Source organism: Hydrogenophaga sp. GW823-FHT04C09 (genome assembly GCF_058796355.1).
In genome coordinates this window covers 138,877-164,969 of sequence record NZ_JBXAIO010000007.1, presented here as the reverse complement: position 1 = coordinate 164,969, position 26,093 = coordinate 138,877, and the positions used below count along the sequence as shown (strand labels likewise).

Here is a 26,093-nt window from a genome sequence, read left to right as displayed (position 1 = left end):
TCCATCATGAGCACCCCTTCTGACACTTCCCCCCAAGCGCTGAGCGGCATCCGTGTCGTGGAGTTCACCCACATGGTGATGGGCCCCACGTGCGGGATGGTGCTGGCCGACATGGGTGCTGAAGCCATCAAGGTCGAGCCCATCGACGGCGACCGCACTCGCTACCTGCTGGGCGCCGGCGCCGGCTTCTTCCCAATGTTCAATCGGAACAAGAAGAGCATTGCTATCGACCTGCAGAATTCCGACGGCGCCGAAGTCGCGCGAAGGCTCTCAGCCAGTGCAGACGTGGTTGCGGAGAATTTCCGTCCGGGAACAATGGCCAAGTACGGCCTGGACTACTCCAGCCTGAGTGCCGTCAACCCACGACTGGTCTACGTGAGCCACAAGGGCTTCCTGCCCGGCCCCTACGAGCATCGAACGGCACTGGATGAAGTGGTCCAGATGATGGGTGGCCTGGCCTACATGACCGGTCGACCAGGTGACCCTCTGCGCGCGGGCACCAGTGTCAACGACATCATGGGCGGGTTGTTTGGCGCTATCGGCGCTCTGGGTGCTTTGATGCAACGCGGCGTCACAGGCGTCGGCCAAGAGGTGCAGAGCGCACTGTTCGAGAACAACGTCTTCTTAGTCGGGCAGCACATGCTGCAGTACGCAATCACAGGCCAACCTGCTGCGCCCATGCCCGAACGAATCTCCGCTTGGGCGGTGTACGACGTGTTCACAGTGAAGGGCGGCGACCAGATGTTCCTGGCCGCAGTCAGTGATGCGCAATGGAACACCTTCTGCGATACGCTGGGCTTTGCCGACCTCAAGGCAGACCCCCGGTATGCCGACAACAACGCGCGCGTAACGCTTCGTCCGACCCTGCTTCCAGAGCTGCGCAAACGCCTGCTGGCTTTCAGAGCTGCCGATTTGGCCAAGCGCTTCGAGGAGGCCGGGCTTCCCTTTGCCCCTATCAAGAAGCCCGAAGAGCTGTACGAAGACCCTCACTTGCTGGCTACCGGCGCCCTTGCAGAAATCCGCATTCCGGATGGTGTGCGCGCTGGCCAGACGACGAAGACCACCTTGTTCCCTTTCACGATGAATGGAAAGCGCCTGGGCATTCGGTCTGACCCCCCAACCAAGGGTCAACACACGGACGACATCCTATACAGCCTCGGCTATGCGGACTCCGACATTCGCGCACTCAGAGAGAGCATCGCTATCGCTTGATGCAATGCTCGTCATTGGCACGTCAGTTCAAGACAAAACGGAGACATAACATGAACACAAAGGGCAGAACGCTCAATCGACGTCGCTTCGTAGAAGCTGCAAGCTTGGCGGGCCTAGGCTTCGCACTCCCCTCGCTTTCATCGGCCAGCTCACCAGTCCGCTTAATCCTCCCGGTGAGTGCAGGGTCGGGCGTGGACGCGATTGCCCGCGCATCCAGTGCTCAGCTGGGGCAAGCGTTGGGTGGACCGGTCGTCGTTGAGAACATACCTGGTGCAGGTGGCGTGGTCGGCACCCATGCCCTTGCCAGGTCCGCCCCCGACGGGTTAACCCTGGGTCTGGTATCCAACAATCACGTCATCTATCCCGCCGTCCTGAAGGCGCTCCCTTTCGACCCGGTGGCCGACATCACACCAATTTCAACCCTCGTCACTTCTCCTTTGGTTCTCGTAACGAGGCCGGGTCTTCCGGCGAAGGACCTCAAGGAGTTTCACGCACTTCTGAAGGCAAATCCCGGCAAATACAACTACGGTTCAGCAGGGAATGGCACGATTCTGCATCTTGCTGCGGAGCTCTTCAAGGAAGTCACCGGAGCGTTTTCCACTCACATTCCCTATCGCGGGACTGGCCCGCTCATCACGGACCTCTTGGGGGGTCAGATTGACTGGGCTGTCATCGCCCTCCCAGCCGTCAAAGGGGCGATTGAGTCTGGGAAAATCCAAGCTCTCGCGGTTGCTTCAAGTCAGCGAGTGCAGTCGGCTCATCAGATTCCCACCGCAGTCGAGCAAGGCTACGGAAATTACGTCGTGGAAGGTTGGGTTGCTATCGTCGGTCCCAAGGGGCTGTCCAGCGAACATGTCCACCGCATTCACGCTGCCGCATCCAAGGCATATCAGACTGCCGAAGTCAAAGACGCGATGGCTAAGCAAGGTAACACCGTCGTGCTGTCTTCTCCCGAGGAAACCGCTGCACACTTCAAGTCTGAGTTAACCCGGTATGCGGCCATTGTCAAACGCGCCGGCGTAACGCCTCAGTAAACGACAACGAATCACCCTTCGGAAACTATATGCCCATCTGGAAACTAGGTGACACATCCCCTGAACTTGCCAACGACGTCTGGGTCGCGCCCAACGCCCACGTGATGGGCAATGTCGTCCTGGAGCAAGGCAGCAGTGTCTGGTTCGGGGTGACGATTCGGGCCGACAATGAGCCCATGGTCATCGGCTCCGAAAGCAACATACAAGATGGCGCAGTGCTGCATTCTGACCCCGGGTTCCCGCTTCGCGTCGGCAAGCGGGTGACCGTCGGGCACCAAGCAATGCTCCACGGATGCGAAGTCGGTGACGGCTCACTCGTTGGCATAGGCGCAATAGTGCTGAACGGCGCAAAAATCGGGAAGCACTGCCTGGTTGCCGCTGGCGCGCTGGTGACTGAAGGAAAATCGTTCCCCGACGGAAGCCTCATCGTTGGCAGCCCCGCGACCGTGAAACGCCCGTTGAGCGAAGCTCAAATTGCTGACCTTGAACGCAGTGCGGCTACTTACGTCGTCAACGCACAGCGCTGTTCCAAGTCGATGCAGGTTAGGCCTCCTCTAATTTCCCAGACACATCCAATGACATGATCTGTTCAGTTGAAGTCCCCTCAAACACCTGAGCCAGTCAGGAGTAGAGGTTGGGAACAGTTTGACACGGTTCTCGGCGGGCGGGATGCGGCGAGAGCCCCACGGGGTCGAAGGTGGTTGTGTCGGTGCAGCCAGTCCGTTGTCATGTCACGCGCTTCCTTCAAACTGTTGAAGACGTTGCAATCGAGCACTTCGGTGCGGTAGGTGTTGTTGAATCGCTCGACATAGGGTACTGAGCGGGCTGCCTGGCTGAATGCGATTGAGGGCAATGCTTTTGGACTGCGCCACTGCGCCACTGCGCCACTGCGCCACTGCGCCACTGGGCCAACGCATGAGCGATGAACTCCGGCCCGTTGTCCACGCGAATCGAAAGCGGCGCACCACGCACATCCACCAGCTCGTACAGGGCGGATGACACGCGCGGCCGGCAGGCTGATGTCGACCTCTATACGAAGGCCGTCAGGGTTGAATTCGTCGATGACATTGAAGGCTCTGAAGCGCCGGCCTAACCACAACGCATTGGACAGGAAGTCGCAACTCCAGCCTTGGTTGGGCTGAATTACCGCCTGCAGTGGTTGTTTGACGCGTGCGGGCAGCCGCTTCTCGCCCCGCCGAGGTAGGTTCCATAAGCATCCAGAGAAGCGTCCCGCTCCAACGGGATTCCTTCTCCTCGCGCAATTGTCAATTGCCGAGAGGACATTTGTGAGTTGAAGCTCAACTCATAACCTTAGAACACGAACCGCATGATGTGGACATCACGGAGTTCGCATCTTCCAATCTTGGAGACAGACATGCTTACACTTCGCCGCCGCTTGGCGTTAGGCGTCGCTCTTTGCGCTCTTGGCCTGACAGGCGCTCATGGTTCCGCCTACGCACAATGGGTCCCAGACCGACTTGTCACAATCGTCGTGCCGTTTAACGCGGGAGGTGGCGCCGATGCGATCGTGAGGCCTATTGCCGCTGAGTTGGCGCGCATCTGGGCACAGCCCGTCATCGTAGAAAACAGACCGGGCGCTGATACCGCCATCGGCACTCGCAGAGCCCTCGAGGCGAAACCGGACGGCCTCACGCTACTGCTGCAGGTCCCAGGGGTCACACTGTTTCGTCATGTGCCGGCGGCAACACCCTTTGATCCGCTCGCAGGCCTGGTCCCCGTCACAGCTCTCACGGTGCAGCCGCCCGCGTTCGTCGTCAATTCCGCTATTCCGGGGAAGACCCTCGCCGAGATATTCCATCACTGCAAGACGGCCAAGCAGCCCTGCTCACTTGGCACGCTGGAGAAGGTCAGCCGCATGCAGGCCAGGGCCATCGCCGCGGAAGCGGGTCTGGAAAATCTCACGATGGTCCGTTACCGGGGCAGCGGCCAGATGATCACGGATATTGCCACCAACACCGTGAACATAGCGATCATGGGCCTTGCGACGGTGATGCCGCACTATCGCGCTGGCACGCTAAAGATCCTTGCCGTTGACAGCAGGACCCGGGTCGCCCTGCTTCCTGACGTGCCCACGGGCGCGGAGGCCGGCTACCCGATCTTCAGCTCCGAGATCTGGTATGGCCTCTTCGCGCCGAAGGGAACTGCGCCGGACGTCCTGCATGGCATCGCGGCCGCCGTGCGCGAGGCCCTTAAGGCCGAGTCGGTGAAAAGCGCGATTGCCGTGATGGGCGCCGAGCCGGTGGGCAATACGCCGACGGAATTCGCCGCCTCGGTGCAGGCCACCGAGCGCACGCTCTCGGCGCTGGCCCGCCGCTTTCCGCTAGATGAGTGAGGATCTAGATGACAGATGCGAACGGACGCGCGAGCTTTTTCCAGCGCGCACAGCCGAGGCCCAAAGGCATCCCCTATGAGGGCTTCGAGATCGGCCAAGTGATCGAACATCACTGGGGCCGCACCATCGGCGATGCCGAAAACACATGGTTTTCGACAATGACGCTGAACGCCAACCCGACCTACTTCAATGCGGAGTATGCCAGGGCTCTGGGCTATCCGCGCGTGCCGCTGCACCCGCACCTGATCTACCTCACGGTCTTCGGCATGAGCGTCGAAGACCTTACCGAGGGCGGCACCTTCGGTGCGCTGGTGGGCATGGAAGAACTGAGGTTCTACGCCCCCGGCTACCCCGGCGACACCTTCGTGGCCCGCAGCACGGTGCTGGCCCGACGCGCCTCAAGAAAACGTCCGGACGCCGGCCTCGTCACCTGGCGCACCGAAGGATTCAATCAGGACGGCACGCTGATCGTGGGCTACGTGCGAACCAACATGATGAACATCAGGAGCTGACACTTGAACTACATGACCGACGAACGACGCCAGATGCAGGAAGGCGCCAGGCGCTTCACGATGAACGAAGTGCTGCCCGTGGCCAACAAGCTGGATCCGGAGCGGGGCGACATTCCCATGGCGCTGCGCGAGAAGCTGGCAGACATGGGCTACTTCGGCATCAACATCCCGGAGGAATACGGCGGGCTGGGCCTCGGCGCCTTCGAGTATTGCCTGGTCACCGAAGAGCTCGCGCGGGGTTGGATGAGCGTGGCGAGCATCATCCGCAACTCCACCGCTGGCACCCTGTTCCCGGTGGAGATGATGTCGCAATACCAGCGCGACAAATACCTGGGCCGCATGGCAACGGGCCAGTGCCTGCTGGCCTTCGCTATGTCGGAGCCCTCTACGGGCTCGGACGTCTCCGGCATCTCGTGCCGTGCCGTGCGCGACGGCGACTCCTGGCTGCTGTCGGGCAACAAGTACTGGTGCACCTTCGCCGACGCGGCCGACGGCATCGTCGTGATCGCCCGCACCGACAAGAACGTCGATCCCAAGCGGCGCTTTAAGGGGCTCAGTGCTTTCATCGTCGACAAGAAGCGCGGCGAGTTTCCCGAGGGTATGCAGGGCCATGCCATTCCGAAGATCGGCTATCACGGCTGGAAAACCTTCGAGCTGTCCCTGGACAACGTGCGCGTGCCGGCGGAGAACCTCATCGGGGAGGAAGGCGAGGCCTTCTACATGATCGGCAAGGGCATGGAGAAGGCGCGTGCCCAGACGGCCGCGCGCGCCATCGGTCTGGCCCGCGGCGCGCTGGAGGACTCGATCACTTTCGCAGGCGAACGCAGGCAGTTCGACCGGGCGATCGCCGACTTCCAGGCGATCCGTTTCAAGATCGGTGACATGGCGGCGCAGATCGAAGCCTGCCGTCAGTTGATGTACCACGTGTGCACGCAGATCGACGAAGGTAGGCGGTGCGACAAGGAAGCGGCGATGGCGAAATACCTCGCCACTGAAATGGCGGAACGCGTAACCAGCGAGGGCATCCAGATCCACGGCGGCGGCGGCTACACCACCATGTTCGCTGTTGAGCGCTACTGGCGCGACGCGCGCGTCACCAAGATCTTCGAAGGCACCTCGGAGATCCAGTTGCGCATCATCTCCGACCACCTACTCGGCAAGGCGAAGTCATGAACGTGGCCGCGCTCACCGGACCCCACAGCTACTTCGAGGACTTCACGCCGGGCGAGGTCATCCGCCACGCCCGTGGCAAGACGGTGGAAGCGCTCGAGAACGTGATGTTCAGCCATCTGGTGATGAACACCTCGCAGGGCCACTTCAATGAACACTTCTCCTCGCGCATGCCGCCGCCCTTCGGCCAGCGCCTCGTCTTCGGCGGCATCACGTTCTCCATCACCGTCGGCCTCGCGTCCCAGGACACGTCTGAGAACGCGTTGGCCGAGCCGAGTGTGGAGCGCATCTCACTACCCGCACCCGTCAAGCACGGCGACACGCTTTACGCATACACCGAGGTCCTGGAGACCAGGGACGATCCATCCCGGCCCGACGGCGGCGTGGTGCGCTTCCGGCACTGGGGCGTGAACGAGCGCGATCAGATCGTGTGCGAAGTCGAACGCACGGTGCTGGTGAAGCGACGCAGCCACTGGGGTGACCGATGACTGGCGCCCCTCGCCAGGGATCCCTTCAGGGCCTGCGGATTCTCGACCTCACGCAGATGCTCGCGGGCCCGTACTGCACGCAGATGCTGGCCGATCACGGCGCCGACGTGATCAAGATCGAGCCGCCCGGTGGAGAGCCTTCGCGCCATGTCGGGCCCTTTCACGCGGACGACGAGCTGCGGGCCTTTGGTGGCTACTTCGCCAGCGTGAACCGGAACAAGCGCGGCATGGTGCTCAACCTCAAGGAAGAGGCTGGACGTGAAACTTTCCTGGCGCTCGTCCGCACCGCGGACGCGGTGATCGAGAACTACCGCGTCGGCGTGATGGAGCGGCTGAGCCTGTCGTACGAGACCCTACGCGAGATCAATCCGCGCCTAGTCTACGCAGCGATCCGCGGCTTCGGCGACTCGCGTACCGGACAGAGCCCGTACATGGCATGGCCCGCCTACGACATCGTGGCGCAGGCAATGGGCGGCATCATCAGCATCACGGGAGAAGACGCGTCTTCGCCCGTCAAGGTCGGACCGGGCGTGGGCGACCTCGTTCCGGGACTGATGATGGCCTTCGGTATGGTCGCGGCGCTTCGGCATGCGGAACGCACGGGCGAGGGACAGTTCCTCGACATCGGCATGGTCGACGGCGTGTTGTCCCTATGCGAGCGCATCGTGCACCAGCACGCCTTTACCGGCCGCGTGCCTAGGCCGGAAGGCAACCGCCACCCTATCCTATCGCCTTTCGGGCTCGTCCCCGCGAAGGACGGCCGCATTGCGATCGGAATCGCGGACTCCACGATCTGGTGGCGCAAGCTCTGCGAGCTGATGGAACGGCCAGATCTCGTCGACGATGCGCGCACCGCGACACAGGACGCACGCATTGCGCACCAGGATCTCGTCTACGACACGATCGGCGGCTTCACCGCACGCTTCACCAAGGCGGAGCTGAGCGCCAAGTTTGGCGGTGTCTTTCCGTTCGCACCGGTCTACGACGCCGCCGACATTGCGCGCGATCCTCACTTCGCCAGTCGGGGGATGCTCGTCGAGGTCGACCATCCGGGCCTGACCATGCCCGTGCGCGTGGCCGGCGTGCCGGTGCACATGACGGCCACGCCCGGCGCCGTGCGGCATCGCGCGCCGCTGCTGGGCGAGCACACCCAGGAAATCGTTAACGACCTCCAGCGCGGTCCCGCCGCGACAACTCCTTAGTAGTACTCCGATGATCACAAGAAACCGACCCCGCCGCGTCCAGTTGGCCGTACCTGCCTCCAGCGAGAAGCTGATCGCCAAGGCCGCCGGCAGCGCGGCGGACCATGTCTTCCTCGACCTGGAGGATGCTGTTGCCCTGAACGCAAAGGACGCCGCGCGCGACCTCGTGATCGCCGGACTGAACACGCACGAATGGGGAAACAAGATCCTCTGCGTTCGCATCAACGACCTCGCAAGCCCGCATTGCTGGCGCGACATCGTGGAGGTCGTGAGCCGCGCCGGCGAAAACCTGGACACGTTGATGGTACCCAAGGTCCGCACCGCAGCGGACATCCACTTTGTCGTCACTTTGCTCGCGCAGGTGGAAAAGGCGGCGAACTTGGGCCGTCGTATTGGCATCGAGGTGCTGATTGAGGAAGTCGATGCCGTCATGAACGTGATGTCGATCGCGCGCGCCAGCGAGCGCATCGAATCACTCATCTTCGGCATCGGCGACTTCTCGGCCTCGATGGGCATCGACATCGACCGCGCCCATCGCGGCGAGTTCAACGGCGACGTCTGGCACGTGCCGCGCTTCCAGATGGTCATGGCCGCGCGCGCGGCCGGCATCGACGCCATCGATGGCCCGACGCTGGACGTGAAGGACACGACAGCCTATTCAGCCGACGCGCGGCGCGGCGCCATCATGGGCTTCACCGGCAAATGGGCCATTCATCCGCTGCAGATCGCACCCGCGTTGGAGGTCTTCACACCGGATGCCACGGGCGTTGCAAGGTCGCGCCGCTTGCTGGCCGTGTACGCGCAGGCAGAGGCCGAGGGTACCGGCAGCATCGTTTTCGAAGGCGAGATGGTGGATGCCGCAGTGGCTCGCAACCATCGCCTGCTAGTTGACCGCGCCACTGCGATGGGGATTTGAATGGCCGTAGACGCTCGAAAAACGAGAAGAATCGCCGTCCTGGACGACGTGCTGCGCATCTCTCCGAGGCTGGCCGACTGGACCAAGGTGCAAGATGCGTTCGAGATCGATATCTTCGACCGCAACCTCTCGGTTCCAAACGAAGCGGCACGCCACCTTCAGCCGTATGAAGGCTTCTGTTTGCTGCGCGAGCGCATGGCCGTGCCGCGCGCCCTGCTGGAGCAGTTACCGAACCTGAAGTTCGTCGGCGTCACAGGCCCCTACCACCGGACCATGGATCTCGCGGCGGCGACGGAGCTCGGCATCGTCGTCTCCTGCACCGTGATGCGCGGGCCGGTCACCGCCACATCGGAGCTGGCCTGGGCGCACATGCTTGCGCTCTCGAAGAGACTGGCGCTGGAAGACCGGCGCATGCGCAAAGGCGGCTGGCAAAGCACGGTTGGCACCTTGCTGGAAGGCAAGACACTGGGGCTGGTGGGGTTCGGGCGTGTCGGCCGCCAGATGACTGCGGTGGCGCGCGCCTTCGGCATGGATGTGCTTGCCTGGAGCCCCAACCTGACGCCGGAAGATGCGCAAGGCGGCGGCGCCGTCTGGGCATCGAAGGAAGATCTCTTCCGCCGCAGCGACTTCATCAGCATCCATGTCGTGCTCAGCGAGCGCAGCCGCGGACTGGTGGGCGCCGCCGACCTCGGCCTCATGAAGCCCACGGCATGCCTCGTCAACACGGCACGTGGTCCCATCGTTGACGAAGCCGCTCTCTTGAGGTTGTTGCAGGAGGGGCGCATCGCCGGCGCAGGGCTGGACGTCTTCGAGCACGAACCGCTGGCGCCCGAACATCCCTTGCGCGATCTCGACAACGTCGTGCTCACACCCCACCTGGGGTTTTCGACCGAGGAGGTGTACCGCGTGTTCTACGAGGACACCGTGGAGAACCTCGAGGCCTACCTCGCGGGCAAGCCCATCCGTCTGCTCAACCCCGAGGTTCTGGATTCCACGCAGCTTCGTCTATGAGAGGAGTCTTTCATGTCTGACGAAGTGACCGCGATCAATCCGGTGCCGGAAATCGAGCAGCTGACGGAGGCCGCCGCCGACCTGACGTTCGAGCAACTGCCCGGGGACGTCGTGCGGCTAGCCAAGCTATGCCTGCTCGACTGGTTCGGCGTCGCGATCGCCGCGAGCCAGGAACCGCTCGTGGAGGCGTTGGCCCACATGGCCGGCACCGTGCCCAACGGCGCGACGGTGCTCGGGCGGCGTGAGCGCTGCGGCGTGCCCGATGCCTTGCTGATCAACGGCACGGCGGGCCACCTGCTCGACTACGACGACGTCCACACTTGCATTCCAGGGCATGTGACGGTCGCGATCGCGCCGGCCGTCGTTTCCGTCGGTGAGGCGCTGGGCTCTACGGGCGCCGACATGATCACGGCGTTCGTTGCCGGCTTCGAGGCCATGTGCGGCATTGCAGGGCTGCTTGGCGAGGGCCATGCAAGCGCCGGCTTCCATCCCACGGCCACGCTGGGCACCTTCGGCGCCGCCGTCGCTGTCTGCCATCTTCATAGGGTGCAGCCCGAGCAGGTCCACAGCGCCATCGCCAACGCGGCCACGCAGGCGGCAGGCCTGCGGTCGGCCTTCGGGTCTCCCTGCAAGTCGATCCAGGTGGGTCGGTCCTCGGTCAACGGCCATTTCTCTGCACAGCTGGCCTTGCGCGGCATCTCGGCCGGACTCCAAGCCTTTGGCGGCCGCGATGGATTCGTGGCGACGCATGCTGGCACGCCATCGGCGAGCACGCAGTCGTCCAAGGGCTACTTCATCCGCGACGTGATCTTCAAGTTCGATGCCTCCTGCTTCGTCACGCATGCGCCCATCGCCTGCATCCGCAGTCTGCGAAGCACGAAGAAGGACCTGCGCCTGGACACAGTGCGCCGTATCGTCGTTCGCGTACACCCGTCCGCACGCGACATCTGCGCGATCGCCCATCCGTCGACGGCACTGGAGGCGAAGTTCAGCATCGCACACGTCGTCGCCATGACCTTGAGCGGCATGAGCACGCAAGACATCGCCTCTTTCGCGGACACGGCGTCTTTCCCGGCGCTTCGGCCATGGCGGGAGAAGGTGGTGCTCGCGTACGACCCAGCCATGCCCGCGCCTCGCTGCTCCGTCTCAGTCGAGTTCGACACCGGCGAAATCGCGAGCGCATCGCATGACAGCGAAGCAGTAGACCTGGACATGGACCGACGCGTGCACCTGCTCAGTGCCAAATTCGACGCGCTGGTGTCATCTGTGCTGGACGAAGGCCGCGCACAGGCGCTGCGCGCCGGCCTGCTCGAGCTCGAACATGCCAGCGACAGCCACACCCTGATGTCGGCCTGCCGCGGCCATTGACTTCCCTGGTAGCCCCCATGAACCTCGATGCGTTCGCCCAACCCTTACTGCAAGCGATCGGGTTTGCCGGCATCCTGAGCGCCGACGGAGCCGCAGGCGTCTTGCGGGCGCGCTACGTAACGCGCTCAGAGCTTACTCACAGCGGCGGGCGCGTGCTGCAAGGTGGCATCGTGACGGCATGGATGGACAGCGCCATGGCAATGGTGGTGCACGCGCGCGATGCGTCCTGCCTGGTGTCCTCGCTGGAGCTCAAGGTCTCCTTTCTCGAACCCGTCGGGTATGGTGCTTTCGAGGTGGAAGCCCGGATCCTTCGCCAGGGGCGCAGCATTGCCTTTCTTGAAGCGGACGTCTGGTCCGGCGAGCGAAAGCTGCACGCGCGCGCCTCCTCGACGGGCAAGCTCATCCGCCGGCGCGAGGCCGGCGGGGCGGCGAGCCGCCCATGACCGCCTGCGTCCTTACTCCGGAATGTCGACGGGCTTCAGGCCAATGGCTCTGGTAAGTTCGCCTGCACGTGTGAACTCCTGTTCCCGAGCCTGATTGATTTCGTCGATGGACGAAGGCTGGACGACGAACATGAGCCCCAACATGCTCGCTTGCACGCTCTGTTCATTCAGCGCGGCGCCAAAGGCGGCATTGAGACGCTGCAGCACAGGCGTGGGCGTTCCGGTCGGCGCATACAGGCCGAAATAGGCTTTGATGCCCGCATCGGCCTTGGACTCTGCCAGTGTAGGAACTTCCGGCAGCTCCGCATGCCGTTCGCTGTCGACGACGGCCAGAATTCGGATCTTTCCATTCTTCAGGTGCGGCAGCGCCTGTGCGAGCGAAAGGTAGGAGACCTGCACCTCATTCGTGATCAAGGCCGGGATGATGGGGCCGGCGCCGCGGTAAGGCACGTGCGTCATCTCCGCCCCCATCTGCCGGCGGAAATACTCTATGTAGAGATGGCCGACGGTGCCGGCGCCAAAGGTCGCGAAGTTGAGCTTCTTCGGATTCGCCTGAGCGTAGGCGATGAGATCCTGAATGGTCTTGAAAGGCATCTGCGTGCTCACGAAGATGCCATTGGGCGAATGCGCGATCTTGGTAATGCCCGTGAGGTCGGTCTGCGGGTTGTAGGGAATCCGGTTGAAGATGTACGGACCAAAGGCGAGCACGTCCGCATTGGTCACGCAAAGGGTGTAACCGTCCGCCAACGCCTTTGCGCACGCCGACATACCGATGAAGGTGTTGCCGCCGGGTCGGTTCTCGATCACCACCGGTTGTCCCAAATGAGCCGCTACCGCCATGGCCACTGGGCGTATGACCGTGTCCGTGCCGCCACCGGCCGCATACGGAACGATCACCTTGATGGGCCGATTCGGAAAGGCCTGGCCAAACGACGCTGCGCTGACCATGGTCAGCGAAAGTGCGACGAGCAGGCGGAAAAGGATCGAGTTGCCTTGCATGGTTGTCTCCTGTCTTAACTAGATAGGGCTTGGCAAGCCCCGATGCCAGTCATTGAGGTTAGGCCATGGGGAGGTAGCTGGAAATGCGGTTCGGGCAAAATACTCTTGCACTACGCGCAAGAATGGAATTGCACGCAAGTGCGCCGTATTTCTTCACCGAAGGAACCCGATGGACCGGCTGACCCAAATCGAACTTTTCGTGCAAACCGTCGAGCTGGGCAGCATCACCCGTGCGGCGGAGAAGCTGGTCATGTCGGACGCTGCTGCTAGCCGCGGCCTGCGTGCGTTGGAAGAGCGACTGGGCGCGCGCCTCATGGAACGAACGACACGCAGGCTCTGGCTCACAGAGGCGGGCCAAGAGTACCACGCGCGATGCATGCAATTGTTGGAGAGCATGGCCGATGCGGACGCCCGTGTTAATCAGCACAGTCTCAACCCTGCGGGCATCTTGTCGCTGACCAGTTCGCCGTCGTTCGCGATGATGCACATCGCGCCCTTGCTGCCCGAATTCAGACGGCGCTACCCTGGCGTTTCCGTGAGGGTGATGGCAACGAATCACTATGAAAATGCGATCGACGCAGGCGTGGACATTGCCGTCCGCACGCGCCCCTTCGAGCCAGATTCCAGCATTACCGTGCGCAAGCTCGCGCACGCCCGGTATGTAACAGTCGCATCGCCCGGCTATGTGTCTGAGCATGGTGCTCCTGGCCATCCGGGTGAGCTTGCTGCTCACCCCGTGCTGATCTACGGCTTCACCCGAGAGCATCTGTCCCAACGTTTCACTCGGGGCGAGGCATCGGAGACGGTTCAAATCGAGCCTGCGATGCTCTCGACCGAAGGCCGGGTGCTTTGCGAAGCGGCGCTGGCTGGCGGCGGCATCCTGTTCCAGCCCACATACACGATCTTCGAGGACGTGAAGACCGGCCGTCTCGTGCCCGTCCTGAGCGATTGGGAATTGGCCCCGGTGACCGTGAGCCTCGCCTATCACACTCGCAAACTGCAGCCAGCAAAGATCCGCGTCTTCATGGATTTTCTACTGGAACAGTTCGAGCAGCAGGCACTGGAGCGCAAATGGACCGACTGGCCGCCTATGCGATAGGCCTGTGGGTGTCATTCGGATTCATCCAGCAGCAGCAAAAGTGTCCTGCGGCTACGTCATGTTTTACGGCGATAAGGACGATTAATCTCTTCTTCCGCAATCACTGACGGAGAGGATCCTTATGGCTGTTCTGGACAGCGTAGTCGTCGTTGGAGCTGGTCCAATTGGCTTATTGACCGCCCTAGGGCTCGCGCAGTCCGGCGTGCGTGTGACCGTGGTCGAGCGCGGGCGAGAGATCGTCGCGTCGCCGCGTGCCATCACGTATCACTGGTCTGCGCTCGATGGCATTGCTCGGCTCGGACTGCTCGAGGAAGCGCTGCAACTGGGTTTTGCAAAGCAGGATTATTGCTTTCTCGATTTCCAGAGCGGCGAGCAGATCGGCTACAGCCTGGAGATCCTGGAGGGGCGCACGCCCTACCCCTACAACCTGCACCTGGGGCAGAACCTGCTGGCTGACATCGCGCTTCGCCGGTTGCAGCGGTATCCGCATGCCGAAGTGCGCTGGGGTATGGCGGTGCAGGGGCTCACGCAGGAGGCTGATGGTGTCACGATCCACGCCCAGGGCTCTGAAGGCGCTATCGATCTACGCGCCGGCTGGGTGGTTGGAGCCGACGGTGCCACAAGCGCAGTGCGCAAGGCCATGGGCGTCGAGTTCGACGGCATGACGTGGTCGAAGCGCTTCATCGCGGCCAACCTGCGCTATGACTTCTCGAAGCACGGCTACGCTCGGACGACCTTCCTGATCGACTCGACGTATGGCGCCATCATCGTGAAGCTGGACAAAGGCGACCTCTGGCGCTGCACTTACAGTGAGTCGCTGGAACTGCCGGAAGAGGGTATCGCGCAGCGCATGCCCGCCTTCCTCAACGTCATCCTGCCGGGCGCGCAAGACATCAGCGTCGATGCGTTCGCGCCGTATCGCATGCACCAGCGCGCAGCCACCAACTACCGGGTCGGCCGCGTGCTGCTGGCGGGCGATGCTGCGCACGCGACGAATCCGAGTGGCGCTTACGGCCTGACCTCGGGCTTGTTCGACGTATTCGTCTTGTACGACGCCCTGGCGGCTGTCATTCAAGGAGCCGCTGATGTGTCCGTGCTCGATCGTTACGCAGCCGAGCGGCGACGCAACTTTCTGGAGATCGTCTCTCCGGCCGCTGTCGCAAACAAACGCATGATCTTCGACACGACGGATCCACGGGAGCGCGCCGCGGATCTGGAGCGGTTGCGCAAGCTCGCGACCGACCAGGACATCCTACTCGATCGCCTCATGCTCACCGCGCGCATGCGCACGGAGCCGCTGGTCGCTCCCCGCCCGCACGTCCTTGCCTGAACCGCCGGAGCAAAAAAATATGAACCGCATCCCCCTGATCCTCGTTCCCGGACTGGCCGCCGACGGCCGCCTGTGGCAACCCGTCCTCGAGCACCTGGCCGATCTGGTCGATCCCACCATCGCCGCCTGCGAAGGCCAGAGCATCGCCGACTGGGGCGATGAAATACTCGTAGGCGCACCCGACCGGTTCTACGTCGCAGGCACGTCGATGGGCGGCTATGTCGCGATGGAAGTGGCGCTGCGCAAGGATCCCCGCGTCGCCGGCGTCATCCTGCTCAACACGAACGCACGAGGCGCGTCGCCCGAGCAGCGCCAGCGCGCCCATGCGATGGTGGACCTAGTCCGCGACGGCCAGTTCGATCAGGTCGTAGAGAAAGTGTCCACGTTCGTGGCCGGCGGCAAGCCCGAACTCGCCGGGCCGGTGGGTACGATGACGCGTGAGCTCGGCCCGGAGGTGTTCGTACGACAGCAGCTTGCCATAGCCGAGCGTAAGGACCGACGCGAGGAATTGGCACGGCTGGAGATACCCGCCCTCGTCATCGCTGGCGACGAAGACCGCCTGGCGCCGCCCAGCCTGAATAACGAGATCGCGCGCGCCATTCCGCGAGCGGAACTCGACATCCTTCCCACCGGCCACCTCTCGACGCTGGAACTGCCTGCAGCCGTCGCCAGCGCCATGCGCCAGTGGCTTGTCGCGGCCGAGACCGCCGCGAAGGCCCTTGATGCCGTTGGTTCGCGGCTCCCGTGCAATGACTCAATGTGAAAGCGAGCGTGTGGCATGAGGATCTGGCACCAGTCCGTCACTGAACTCGAGACCCTGCCCCAGTACGCTGCCTCGCTGGAGCGACGGTACGCGGCGGTGGTCAGTCGGGGCACGCAGGTGATCCTGCATGGCGTGCCGGTGGGAACGTATGGCTCCTCGTCTCCCGCCCAAGCGATCGCCTATCCCGCCGAAAGGCATCGGGTGGCCAGCCTGGTACTGGAGCAGGCACAGGCCGCCGAGCGCGAAGGTTTCGACGCCGTGATGTTGGCGACGTTCGCCGAACCCGCGCTGCGCGAGTTGCGGGCCAGCCTGGACATCCCGGTCAGTTCGATGGCGGAAAGCGCAATCCTGGCCGGCTGCTCGGCGGCCGCCAGCGTCGGCGTCGTGACCATTTCCGCAGCGGGTGTGCATATGCTCGAGGAGGGCATCGCGCGACACAGGCTGGAGCGCCGCGTCGCGAAAGTCCTGAGCCTGGAACCCGAGCTCGACGAGTTCGCCCTGCAGGCAGCCTTTGATGCGCCGCAGGTCGTGCGGGCGGCGTTCGAGAACGCCTGCCGGCAGGCCATCGCCGCGGGTGCGGACGTCATCATCCCCGGCGAAGGCGTGCTCAACGAACTCGTCGTTCACCTCGGCCTGACGGAGGTCGATGGCGTCGGCATCTTGGATGGCATCGCGATCAACGTCCTGCACACGGAAATGCTGGTGCGTGCCTACGGCGTGGCGGGCCTGCGCACCGGCCGCCGATGGGAATATCCGAAGGTGCCGGCGGACGTGCGCCGCGCGCTACAGACACCACGCATTTGAATCCTTGTCTTCCCTCTACCACCAGGAGTTTCCGTGACCCGACCCTATGCACCCCGTAACCCCGCCCTTTTCGATCGCGGTCTCGCCACACGGCGAGAGGTCCTGGGCGCCGAATACGTCGACGCCGCAGTCCAGAATGCCACCGATTTCAACATCGACATGCAGGAGCTCGTCACGCAGTACTGCTGGGGTGACATCTGGAATCGCCCGGGCCTGGACAGGCGTACACGTTCCCTTCTCAACCTAGCGATGATGACCGCGCTGAACCGACCACACGAACTGAAACTGCACGTGCGTGGCGCGATCAACAACGGCCTCACTCGCAATGAGATCAAAGAGGTCTTTCTTCAAGCAGCCATCTATTGTGGAGTGCCCGCGGCCATTGATGCATTCCGGATCGCGACTGAAGCTTTGAGAGAAATTGAACAAGCCGAGGCTCCGTGAGATCAGGTGGCGGGGAGGTCGTCCATCATTACCTGAATTCTGAAGATTGCCCAAGATTGATACGCCGCGAAACGCGGCCTTCTCACCATGCGAGCCATCTACTTCGCGCCGGTCGTATCAGAGTTGCACCAAGCAATCGGCGTGTAGCGAGCTGATCGAACGGTTTTTCGTACTGCATTTGTCGGAGTTGTTGAATTCCACTGACCCCTGACCCGGGAGAGTGCGGCGGAATTCCTAGACTGGTAATGAAGCGGTCCTCTATGCGCTGTACGCACCCAGCGAGATCAAGATGTTCTCGTTGTTCCTGCCGCCTTTACCCTGCTAATAGGACTACCTCAAGCGCACCGAGGTCGATCCCTCTATCCACAAGATGCACACCCAGGAATGTGGGGCGTTCGTGTTTCAGTTCGTCCCCCGTTCTGGCTCTGTGAGCGACGCCACCGGCGGCGGCGCTGACACAGGGTATCGATCAGCGGATTGACGTTGTTCCTGAAGCGCCGCCCCCACACACGGAAAGGCGATGCGGGTGCTACGCGGTAGTGACATGTAGATCGCCCCGCGCTTCGCCGATACGGCCTGAAGGGAATATCGCTGACCCACCGACGAAGACGGCAAGCGAGATGTTGATGAAGCGTCACCGCGCCACGTTCAGCACAGCGCATGCCGTGGCTCGCTCAATGCTGGTCGCCACGCATCGCGCGGACGTGAACTTGCGAGTTGGCCCCTAGCTCGAGCCTCGACATTATTCGCAAAATGAATTTTTGTCTATACCTTCAATCACATTGACTCGTATCAGTCAAAACTTGAACATCTCGAACGCGCAAATTTTAGACTTGCTGCATCAATTGGTCAAACGCCTCCGGGGCTAACGCCGTACCTGGAGCCACTTTCTAAGGAAAAGATGATTAAAGATAGAACGATGCGCTTTACAGGAAAAACCTGTCTTGTTACTGGCGGGAGCCGAGGGCTGGGATTCACCGTCGCACGGGACTTCATTAGCGAAGGTGGGCGCGTCATCATCGTCGGGCGTGATGCGGCGCAACTTTCCAAGGCCAAAGAGCAACTCGGATCTCAGACGCTCGCTTTAGAGGCAGATTTGAGCACGCAGGCAGGAATTGACCACGTGACCGCTTCAGTTGGAAGCATCGAAAAGCTGGACGTCGTGTTTCTCAATGCAGGCGCCGGAGGATTTAGGCGCTTGGGCGAAATGGATGAAGCAACCTGGGATCGCGTATTCGATCTTAACCTCAAACGCTCCTACTTTCTGCTCAAGGCATTGCATTCAAAAGTTTCTCGGGGAGGGGCCGTGGTGTTATGCGGTTCTGCGGCAGGTCGAATCGCAAATGGCAGTGGCTTGGCGGCATATGGAACCAGCAAAGCCGCACTCGAATACCTGAATCGTGTGCTAGCAGCCGAATTGGTCGCAGAAGGGATTCGCGTGAACATCGTCATTCCAGGAGGAATGGACACCGATTTTGGCGAACGCACCGTTGGGATGACGCGGGAAGCGTCTGATGCCCTGCGCGAACGCATCAAGTCCCAAGTGCCTTTGCGACGCGAGGGGCAGCCGGAGGAAGTGTCAAGTGCCGTTCTTTTCCTCGCCTCAAATGAGGCGAGCTACATCACTGGCCAGAGTCTGGTGGTGGACGGCGGCCTCACGAGCTTCACCTATCAAGGCAAATAAACCACCGAAAAACGACCATGAACAAGCCTCAACCCGCTGCGCGCAAGACCTACGACCCGCGCACCACTTTCGATCCCGTGAAGCGTCTTCTCGCGAAGACAACTAATCCGAAACATCGGGCCATCCTGGAAAACCACCACATCCACGGTCTGCTGGAAGTGACGGGCCGCTGGCAGCAGATCCTCACGCCTGCCCTCACTGTTGATCATCCCCACTACTGCCACAGCGACGGCTTGCGCACAACGGTCTACGACGGCCGTGAAAGTGTGGCGACCTTCTACGGAGGGCTGTTCGACTCTGGCATGTTGAATTTGCTGGGCCCCATGGGTGACGACTACATGGTGAGCGACTGGGGGTTTGCGACCTTTGGCATGTGGGGATACCAGCTGACCGGACCGATGGCCCAAGCGTACGGATTCGAGATCGATGACCTCGATGCCCACTACTACATGACCCAGTACCAGACGCAAACCTGGTGCTACAACGAGAATGCCAAGCTGACCGGGGAGTACATCCTGGAGGATCCGGGCACGCGCTCTTATTGGAAGATGCATCCCTCGGAGGTGCAATCCGGAGAGAAGCATTTGGAGATCCTGGAAGAGCAGTATCAGGAGGCCATCCAATTGCCGCAATACCGAACATTACTCGGAATTGTATAACCCGCCTTTCGACTCGACACAATAGTACGCACTGGAATCGTTTTCAACAACAAAAGAAAACGTCCCCCGGCACTCACCATAATTAAATGGAGACGTCCAAATGCCTCGAAAATTTCTAGCTATTTTCTCTCTGGGTCTATTTTTGATCGGCCTATCGGGAAGCGCCTTGGCTTGGCCAACCAAGACCATCAAAATCATTGTACCGTCGGCGGCCGGCACGGGGCCGGATAGCGTGGCCCGCTTCCTTGGACAGAATTTGGAGCGCAAATTCGGAAAGCCAGTCGTTGTTGACAATCGTCCTGGCGCGAGCACAACCATCGGTATGCAAGCGTGTGCGAGTGCTGAAGCAGATGGCCATACTCTTTGCTTGACGCTCAGTGACAGCGTGACGCTCAATCCTCATCTATTCAAAAAATTGCCGTATGACGCGGAGAAAAGCTTTTCGCCCGTGGCCATTCTTGCTTGGGCCAACACCGCAATCGTCATTTCAAGCGGTGTGCCTGCCAAGACGATTCCAGAAATCGTGGCACTGTCCAAAGCCAATCCTGCGGCCCTCAACTGGGCCTCGTTTGGCAACGGAAGCAACTCACACCTCTACCTTGAGTGGATTCGCTCGAAAACCGGATGGGAGGTCACCCATGTCCCGTACCGCGGCAATCCTCTACAGCCCGTTCTGGCAGGGGAGTCGCAGATAACACTACTGCCGATTGGTGCCCTCCAGCCATACATCGAGTCCGGCAAGCTCGTGCCGCTTGCCGTGACCGGGACACAACGCAGTCCATTTCTGCCGAGCGTGCCGACATTCGCTGAACTCGGGTTGGGAGACTTCTTCATGCGCACGTGGGTGGGTCTGTTCGCGCCAGCCGGCACACCGCAGCCCATCGTTGACACAGTGGCAAGGGAGACGATTGCCATCGTCAACGACCCGGCCTTTAAAGTCCGCGTCATGGATCCGCTGACTTTTAGCCCGGGAAAAGAAGGGCCACGCGAAATGCAACTTCAAATTGCCCGCGATCGCGAGAAGGGCGCAGCCCTGGTCAAAGTCGCGAACGTGACCTTGGACTGACTGACGCATCCAAACACTCGACAGAGCTTGCCCCAGCGATCAGTCGCTGGGGCAGCGCAGCAGGAATGCGGTCAGTGAGCGGCTGAGAAATACTTATGGTGTCCAAGCTTCGGATCGAGGAGAACACGCGTGATTGTGTTTCGGAGCCACTGATGCGCAGGGTCATTCTGCAAGCGCTTGCTCCAATGAAGTGAGACGGCAAACGAGGCGCGTGTCGGGACAATGGGGAGCACCTCATACTGTTCCCGAGCTGCGAATTCCAAAGCCAGTGGTCGCGGCATTACAGCAGCCAAATCGGTGCCGGCAATGATGCCCGGAAGGGCAAGAAAATTCTCCGTCGTCAGACGGACATTCGCTTCAAGTCCAAGTTCTCGCAGTATCCAGCGCGTTGGTTCATGACTTCTTACAGCCACGAACTCAAGCTCATGAGGATTTTGCAGCGCTGTAGATGGCCCACTATCAACGCACAGTGGATGTTGGGTGCGCACCACGATCACATAGCGGTCGTGAACGATCTCAACATGTTCCGTTCCTTCCACATGTGGCAGATAGCCGAGCGCAAAATGGATTGCACCGGAGTCGAGGGCGGCCCCCACCTCCGAATAATCAAGTGGCGACGTCTCGAGGTAAATCCCGGGTGCTTCAACATGAAGGGCGCTGATCAGCGCAGGAAGCATACGCCCTTCGCCGATATCGCTCATCTGCATACGAAGACTCATTCTCACAAGCTTCGGATCGAAGCTGTCTCGTGCCACGACATCCTGGATGGCCGACACCGCTGGCAGGATGACGGATGCTATGCGATCAGCTCGAAGGGTTGGGTGCATACGACCGCCGGCGCGCACGAACAGCGCATCGCCCAAGGCCGTCCGCAATCTTGCCAGCCCATTGCTCGCGGCTGGCTGCGAGAGACCTAACGCATCAGCCGCCTGACTGACACTTCTGAGCCGATAGATTGCTTCAAATAGGCTCAGAAGGTTGAGGTCGAATTTCTCATGATCCATCGCTTGACCTTAACCGACGCGGTCGAACCACGTCGTACGGATTCAAAGAGCGCTGATTTGAACTGAGCGGGCGCCCCACGCGCATCAGTGCTAACACCTGTGGTCTGCGTGTTCCATCTGCTTGGTGGTAGGCATCGGCATTGAAGTTGCCCCACTCAGCGGGGGCGGCGACTTCGTCGCGGGTTGCCCACCGCGACGCAAAAAGGAAGAGACTACCAGTGGCACAACGGGTACCTCGGGGTGCCGCTGCACTGTGGGGCGGCGGCGGCCTTCGACCATGCCGCTTTGGCCGGCACCATCCAGCCACATCAACAGTGGGAACGCCCTGATTGGTTTAGCGAGGCACTGCGCAAAATTCGCTGTAGCCTGCGCACGCGGCCCCAAGAATATCCTACTCCGGCAGCATACCGGGCTCCACCAACGAAGCCGCTTGGGTAAGGTCATGCAAGTTGCACAACTGCATTGCACGGGTGAGTTCCTCCTGAAGAACACGCAATGCCGTGCGTGCTCCGTCGCTACCGCCAGCGCAGACTCCATACAACGCCGCGCGACCCACGAATACGAAATCGGCCCCGAATGCATATGCTTTCAGCACGTGCTGCCCTCGTGTCACCCCACCATCAAAGAAGACGGGAAGCCGATCACCAATTTCAGTCTTCACCGCACGCAAGGCTTCGAGCGTGCCCACGGCTCCATCCAACTGGCGCCCTCCATGGTTCGAGACCCATACAGCATCCACACCGGCGTGTACGGCAAGGGCCGCATCAGCCGGGTGAAGGATGCCCTTGAGAATCAAAGGTCCTGGCCAGAGTCTGCGGATGTCGTGCAATGCCGCCCAGTCGAAACCGCTGTCGAATCCATGGCCGATGGTGCTCATGCCGCTAGGTCCGGTGCCCTTTTTCAGGTTCGGCATGCGTGGAATGCCGTGGCGAACGATGGTGGACAGCCACCTCGGATGCAAGAGGAAGTCGACGATGTGATGGACATCGGGCCGAAAGGGCAATACAAACCGATTCGTCAGATCCCGCTCCCGTTTTCCTCCGACGGGCAAGTCAACAGTGACCACCAAGGCGTGAAAGCCCAATGTCCGCGCGCGCTCGATGAGGTGATGCGTCCGGAATCGGGGCTGAAAGAGATGTGCCTGGAACCAGCGATGTGGAGCGGCAGTGGCCGCGATTTCTTCCAGGCTCGCCGTCGCCATGGTTGAAAGCGTGTAAACGGTGTCCGCCGATGCTGCCGCGCTGCACAAGGCGATGTCGGCCCGATGCCAGCCGAAACCCAGCCCGCCCATCGGGGCGATCCCAAAGGGCAACGCGTGTGGAACACCGAACAGTGTGCGAGATAAGTTGAGCGTTTCCGCACCCAGCAAGACCCGCGGCCAAAGCTTCGTCCTCGTGAATTGCGTTGAATTGGCGCGCAAAGTCACCTCATCCTCGGCGCCACCTTCGTAAAAATCAGCAAGACACTGTGGCAACCTGCGATGACAAGCGCGCCGCAGACCTTCAATGTTGAAATAGCTCCGCACTCTGATCAGTTTTTGTAAAGCTTCACCAAGCTCTGCGCCTTGGCACGGTCTTGGCGAATAAAGGTCTGAAATTCGTCCGGACTTGTCAGCGCTTCCTCAACATACTGCGATTGCAAGAAAGACCTAAACGAGGCGCTCTGAAATACAGCCTTGAATGCCACCTGAAGGCGACTCACGACCTCCGGGGGTGTGCCTTTTGGCGCGGCAAGGCCCCACCAGCTTTTTGTATCAAAGCCATCGAGTGAAAGCTCCGTCATGGTCGGCACGTCCGGCAACAAGGGTGAGCGGCGATCGCTGTTCACCGTCAGGATATTGAGCTTGCCGGCATCCCTCATCGCGATGAAATTTCCGATGCCCATCTGCCCGATCTGAATTTCGTTGGCTGCAATCGCGGTGGCGATGGGTCCGCCGCCCTTGTAGGCCACACCAACGATCTGACTGTTCAGTCGCTTGTTCATCCAGCCGATCATCAACTGCTGAACCGATTGATCGCCCAACGTACCAAAGGAAACTTTGTCAGGATTGCTCTTCACGAAACGGCCAAGATCACCAAAGGACTTCACGCCCGTGGCCGACGATGCAGCAATGCCTTCGATCAGGAAAAAAAGCCGCGTGATGGGCGTGAAGTCGCCATCCGGATCGTAGGGCAGGCGGTCGTAGAAGATTGGGTTGAACGAGGTCGTGGCATGGTAGATCGCGCACACGACATAGCCGTCTGGCGCGGCCTTGGCACACGCCTCGGCACCAATAATGCCGGACCCTCCAGGCTTGTTGTCGATGACGATCGACTGGCCGAGCTGCTCCGATAGCGACTGAGCGGCCTTGCGCATGATCACGTCGGTGACGCTGCCAGGGGCGATGGGGACGATGATTCGTATGGGACGCTCGGGATATGCCGCATGGGCACTCAAAAGGGGGACGCTGGCGAGTGCGCAGATGAAAAGCCATCTTGCGAGAAGGGCGGTGCGTGAACACGGGGCCATGTCTGTCTCCTGGGTTTTGTCATTGAGCAGTCTCAGGCCATGAACGATCGGGCCTGGTCAAAACTATGGCGTCGACCCGCTGGGTCGAACTGGGCAACACCTGGCACATTCGCGTTCGGGTCGGTGAATGCGTGATAAAGACCGCCCAGCAGCGTCAGCCGCCACTCCACTCGGAAGCGCGACATTTCCTCGTGGAAAGCGTTGATTTGGGACAGCGGGACCAGCGGATCAGCGCTTCCCTGGATAGTCAGAATGCGACTCGCGTGCTGAATCTCGTTAGCGTTCCAGCGAGTGCTCAGGTCTGCATGCAACGCCACCACGGCATGCAGTGGCAAACCCGTGCGCGCGAGCTCCAGCGCCACGGCACCGCCAAAGCAAAATCCAAGGAGCGACACGCCATTGAATGAAAAGGACTGGCGATCGAGATAGGCGTCTATCGCGAGACGAAGCTGTTGCGTCACCACTCGGGGATCTGCACGCACCTCCTCGGAGAGCACGCCGGCTTCCTCGTGACTCGAGGGACGCCGACCGCCGTAGACATCGAGGATGAGCACGTCCGCCCCCGGGCGCACAAACTCCTGTGCGAGCTCTTCGGTGCCTGGACCAATGCCCATGAAATTGGGCACCAGCGCGGTAACACAGCGCGCCGGCTGGTGCGAAGCATCGCGCATCACAGTATGTTGGAAGCTATGACCCTGAAAAGTCTGGGACAAGTCAATGGTGTTGGTGGAGTTCATGTTCAGGTCAGTGGCGGGACAGGTGAAATCTCATGATTTCGAAAGGACGGCCAATCAGATGGGCGCCCGAGTTTGGAAAATAGAAGCACTTGCCATCGGAGCTGAAACTGCCTTCGTTCGGAAAGCAAATGTGCTCATGCTTCAGTAGCGTGGACATCTGACCATCGCTATGCAGATGAAGGATGGCCCCGTCGGTTGCCGCGCACAGTAGGAAATCTGTTTCCCCAATAGCGTGGATGCCAGCCACTGGTGGGATGTCGCATACGAACTCGATCTCGCGCGCGAGATCGGCATCGCTCTTGGCTGAATCGCGTAGGCTCTCCATCGGCAATCGCTGAAGGCGCGGCCCGAAAAGCGGACAGAAATACATCCAGCGTCCGTCACCTGAGATTTCGAGATGCGACAGATGCAGCGTAGCCACCTTGCCGTGGGCGCTTTTGTATGGCTTTCCATTGATCATCGGAACGATGCTTGGATCCGCCTGCGTCAGCGGGTGTCCATCAAGGACACGGCGCACGGCGCCGGACGCGCGGTCAATGATCAAGATGGCACCCGAGCCTGCATCTGTCACGTAAATGTGAGATGCATCGGTGCGCATGTGGCTCAAGATGCTGCGATCGTGCGTGGCCGGTGCTTCCAGTGAATAGGTTCTGACGATTCGATCATCGGCGAGATCGAACTGCACGACCTTAGGTCCACCCGAAACAGGTTGGCCCAGCTTGGGGCACCCGTCATCAAGGATCCACAGATGGTCGAAGCGATCCAGATGCAGAGCATGGATGCTGACAAGATGGTCATCTCCTGCCTTGCCGGGATGCCACTGCCCCCAGTGTTGGGGCAACAGCGAGCTGGGCACGGCCCCGACAACAACCTCGGCCACAGGTGGGTGACTGAAGTCATCTTGCCATCGAGGAAATCCACAGATGACGCGCCCCTCTTGCGAAACACATACATTGGTGACGCGTACGTCCACAGCCGCTATTTTCTCAAGCGGTCCAGCGATCAGCTTCATAGTCTCCCCTTGTGTATGCGGGAGATTCTGGAGAAAGCGGACACCTGCATCAATAGGATGATCGCTCTTTCGCCGTATAAGCAAGGCGCATGTTCGAAAGCGCGGACCAACAACTCGGACTGCAACGCAGAGAGCCTGTGATCGCAAACCGCCGGCCCGCATGAAGCAGATACTTCACGGGCGTTTTTTCATGACAAGTCGGAGTCGATCAGAGCAAGCCAGGCCCAGGAGTTTCGCACTGCACGAGCATGTCGCGCGCAACTGGCGAAATCAAG

Annotated in this window: 27 protein-coding genes; 20 read left to right on the top strand and 7 right to left on the bottom strand. The window is 61.0% G+C overall.

The features are described from left to right. Window positions 1-6 precede the first annotated feature (6 nt). The 3 genes from AC1Q9M_RS19415 to AC1Q9M_RS19405 all read left to right on the top strand — a co-directional run bounded on the left by AC1Q9M_RS19415 (window position 7) and on the right by AC1Q9M_RS19405 (window position 2,830). Window positions 7-1,212 carry a CaiB/BaiF CoA transferase family protein gene (locus AC1Q9M_RS19415; RefSeq protein ID WP_492435257.1) on the top strand — a complete coding sequence of 402 codons (1,206 nt, stop codon included), beginning with the start codon at window positions 7-9 and terminating at the stop codon, window positions 1,210-1,212. 191 nt (window positions 1,213-1,403) lie between these two features. Then, complete coding sequence (locus tag AC1Q9M_RS19410) at window positions 1,404-2,246, top strand: Bug family tripartite tricarboxylate transporter substrate binding protein (protein ID WP_492435255.1); 843 nt, start codon at window positions 1,404-1,406, stop codon at window positions 2,244-2,246. A gap of 29 nt (window positions 2,247-2,275) precedes the next feature. Continuing rightward, a complete protein-coding gene (locus AC1Q9M_RS19405; protein ID WP_492435253.1) occupies window positions 2,276-2,830 on the top strand; it encodes a gamma carbonic anhydrase family protein in 555 nt (184 codons plus the stop codon). 20 nt (window positions 2,831-2,850) lie between these two features. Here AC1Q9M_RS19405 and AC1Q9M_RS19400 read toward each other — a convergent pair whose 3' ends face one another. Next, entirely contained in the window at window positions 2,851-3,126 is a 276-nt protein-coding gene (locus tag AC1Q9M_RS19400) for an integrase core domain-containing protein (RefSeq protein ID WP_492435414.1), read from the bottom strand. A 495-nt stretch (window positions 3,127-3,621) separates the two neighbouring features. On the opposite strand from AC1Q9M_RS19400, the gene AC1Q9M_RS19395 reads away from it, so the two are divergent. From AC1Q9M_RS19395 to AC1Q9M_RS19355, 9 genes are read left to right on the top strand one after another with little or no spacing between them, the layout of a single operon-like run. Further along, on the top strand, window positions 3,622-4,599 hold the full coding sequence (locus AC1Q9M_RS19395; protein WP_492435251.1) for a Bug family tripartite tricarboxylate transporter substrate binding protein: 978 nt from the start codon (window positions 3,622-3,624) through the stop codon (window positions 4,597-4,599). Window positions 4,600-4,607: 8 nt separating this feature from the next. Then, entirely contained in the window at window positions 4,608-5,111 is a 504-nt protein-coding gene (locus AC1Q9M_RS19390; protein WP_492435249.1) for a MaoC family dehydratase, read from the top strand. 12 nt (window positions 5,112-5,123) lie between these two features. After that, window positions 5,124-6,284: an acyl-CoA dehydrogenase family protein gene (locus AC1Q9M_RS19385; RefSeq protein WP_492435412.1), complete on the top strand. Its 1,161-nt coding sequence runs from the start codon at window positions 5,124-5,126 to the stop codon at window positions 6,282-6,284. Beyond that, a complete protein-coding gene (locus tag AC1Q9M_RS19380; RefSeq protein WP_492435247.1) occupies window positions 6,281-6,769 on the top strand; it encodes a MaoC family dehydratase in 489 nt (162 codons plus the stop codon). Before AC1Q9M_RS19385 ends, AC1Q9M_RS19380 begins: the two co-directional genes overlap by 4 nt. Further along, the gene (locus tag AC1Q9M_RS19375; RefSeq protein WP_492435245.1) at window positions 6,766-7,971 is read left to right on the top strand and encodes a CaiB/BaiF CoA transferase family protein; all 1,206 of its coding nucleotides are present in this window, start codon (window positions 6,766-6,768) and stop codon (window positions 7,969-7,971) included. The genes AC1Q9M_RS19380 and AC1Q9M_RS19375 overlap by 4 nt, the downstream gene beginning before the upstream one ends. 10 nt (window positions 7,972-7,981) lie before the next feature. Then, window positions 7,982-8,887 carry an HpcH/HpaI aldolase/citrate lyase family protein gene (locus AC1Q9M_RS19370; protein ID WP_492435242.1) on the top strand — a complete coding sequence of 302 codons (906 nt, stop codon included), beginning with the start codon at window positions 7,982-7,984 and terminating at the stop codon, window positions 8,885-8,887. Beyond that, window positions 8,888-9,898 (top strand): D-2-hydroxyacid dehydrogenase family protein, encoded by a 1,011-nt coding sequence (locus AC1Q9M_RS19365; protein ID WP_492435240.1) that lies wholly within the window; start codon window positions 8,888-8,890, stop codon window positions 9,896-9,898. A 12-nt stretch (window positions 9,899-9,910) separates the two neighbouring features. After that, the gene (locus AC1Q9M_RS19360) at window positions 9,911-11,266 is read left to right on the top strand and encodes an MmgE/PrpD family protein (protein ID WP_492435238.1); all 1,356 of its coding nucleotides are present in this window, start codon (window positions 9,911-9,913) and stop codon (window positions 11,264-11,266) included. Window positions 11,267-11,283: 17 nt separating this feature from the next. Further along, a complete protein-coding gene (locus AC1Q9M_RS19355) occupies window positions 11,284-11,709 on the top strand; it encodes a PaaI family thioesterase (RefSeq protein ID WP_492435236.1) in 426 nt (141 codons plus the stop codon). Between the two features lie 12 nt (window positions 11,710-11,721). Here AC1Q9M_RS19355 and AC1Q9M_RS19350 read toward each other — a convergent pair whose 3' ends face one another. After that, complete coding sequence (locus AC1Q9M_RS19350) at window positions 11,722-12,708, bottom strand: Bug family tripartite tricarboxylate transporter substrate binding protein (protein WP_492435234.1); 987 nt, start codon at window positions 12,706-12,708, stop codon at window positions 11,722-11,724. A 169-nt stretch (window positions 12,709-12,877) separates the two neighbouring features. Here AC1Q9M_RS19350 and AC1Q9M_RS19345 point away from each other — a divergent pair, with 169 nt between their 5' ends. The 8 genes from AC1Q9M_RS19345 to AC1Q9M_RS19310 all read left to right on the top strand — a co-directional run bounded on the left by AC1Q9M_RS19345 (window position 12,878) and on the right by AC1Q9M_RS19310 (window position 20,557). Further along, entirely contained in the window at window positions 12,878-13,807 is a 930-nt protein-coding gene (locus AC1Q9M_RS19345) for a LysR family transcriptional regulator (protein ID WP_492435232.1), read from the top strand. Window positions 13,808-13,928: 121 nt separating this feature from the next. Continuing rightward, window positions 13,929-15,137 (top strand): FAD-dependent oxidoreductase, encoded by a 1,209-nt coding sequence (locus AC1Q9M_RS19340; RefSeq protein WP_492435230.1) that lies wholly within the window; start codon window positions 13,929-13,931, stop codon window positions 15,135-15,137. Window positions 15,138-15,156: 19 nt separating this feature from the next. Continuing rightward, window positions 15,157-15,900 (top strand): alpha/beta fold hydrolase, encoded by a 744-nt coding sequence (locus AC1Q9M_RS19335; RefSeq protein ID WP_492435228.1) that lies wholly within the window; start codon window positions 15,157-15,159, stop codon window positions 15,898-15,900. Window positions 15,901-15,915: 15 nt separating this feature from the next. Continuing rightward, the gene (locus tag AC1Q9M_RS19330; RefSeq protein WP_492435226.1) at window positions 15,916-16,704 is read left to right on the top strand and encodes an aspartate/glutamate racemase family protein; all 789 of its coding nucleotides are present in this window, start codon (window positions 15,916-15,918) and stop codon (window positions 16,702-16,704) included. Window positions 16,705-16,737: 33 nt separating this feature from the next. Beyond that, window positions 16,738-17,148, top strand: a complete 411-nt coding sequence (pcaC, locus tag AC1Q9M_RS19325; RefSeq protein WP_492435224.1) for a 4-carboxymuconolactone decarboxylase — start codon at window positions 16,738-16,740, stop codon at window positions 17,146-17,148. Between the two features lie 901 nt (window positions 17,149-18,049). Further along, a complete protein-coding gene (locus AC1Q9M_RS19320) occupies window positions 18,050-18,832 on the top strand; it encodes an SDR family oxidoreductase (protein WP_492435222.1) in 783 nt (260 codons plus the stop codon). A gap of 17 nt (window positions 18,833-18,849) precedes the next feature. Further along, on the top strand, window positions 18,850-19,491 hold the full coding sequence (locus AC1Q9M_RS19315; RefSeq protein WP_492435220.1) for a hypothetical protein: 642 nt from the start codon (window positions 18,850-18,852) through the stop codon (window positions 19,489-19,491). A 100-nt stretch (window positions 19,492-19,591) separates the two neighbouring features. After that, window positions 19,592-20,557 carry a Bug family tripartite tricarboxylate transporter substrate binding protein gene (locus AC1Q9M_RS19310; protein ID WP_492435218.1) on the top strand — a complete coding sequence of 322 codons (966 nt, stop codon included), beginning with the start codon at window positions 19,592-19,594 and terminating at the stop codon, window positions 20,555-20,557. Window positions 20,558-20,628: 71 nt separating this feature from the next. Here the strand turns inward: AC1Q9M_RS19310 and AC1Q9M_RS19305 are convergent, their stop codons facing one another. The 5 genes from AC1Q9M_RS19305 to AC1Q9M_RS19285 all read right to left on the bottom strand — a co-directional run bounded on the left by AC1Q9M_RS19305 (window position 20,629) and on the right by AC1Q9M_RS19285 (window position 25,818). Then, entirely contained in the window at window positions 20,629-21,561 is a 933-nt protein-coding gene (locus AC1Q9M_RS19305; RefSeq protein WP_492435216.1) for a LysR family transcriptional regulator, read from the bottom strand. A 391-nt stretch (window positions 21,562-21,952) separates the two neighbouring features. After that, window positions 21,953-23,086: an alpha-hydroxy acid oxidase gene (locus AC1Q9M_RS19300; protein WP_492435214.1), complete on the bottom strand. Its 1,134-nt coding sequence runs from the start codon at window positions 23,084-23,086 to the stop codon at window positions 21,953-21,955. 5 nt (window positions 23,087-23,091) lie between these two features. Further along, entirely contained in the window at window positions 23,092-24,069 is a 978-nt protein-coding gene (locus AC1Q9M_RS19295) for a Bug family tripartite tricarboxylate transporter substrate binding protein (protein WP_492435212.1), read from the bottom strand. A 32-nt stretch (window positions 24,070-24,101) separates the two neighbouring features. Then, window positions 24,102-24,806: a dienelactone hydrolase family protein gene (locus AC1Q9M_RS19290; RefSeq protein WP_492435210.1), complete on the bottom strand. Its 705-nt coding sequence runs from the start codon at window positions 24,804-24,806 to the stop codon at window positions 24,102-24,104. Between the two features lie 7 nt (window positions 24,807-24,813). Beyond that, window positions 24,814-25,818 (bottom strand): L-dopachrome tautomerase-related protein, encoded by a 1,005-nt coding sequence (locus AC1Q9M_RS19285; RefSeq protein ID WP_492435208.1) that lies wholly within the window; start codon window positions 25,816-25,818, stop codon window positions 24,814-24,816. Window positions 25,819-26,093: the final 275 nt, after the last annotated feature.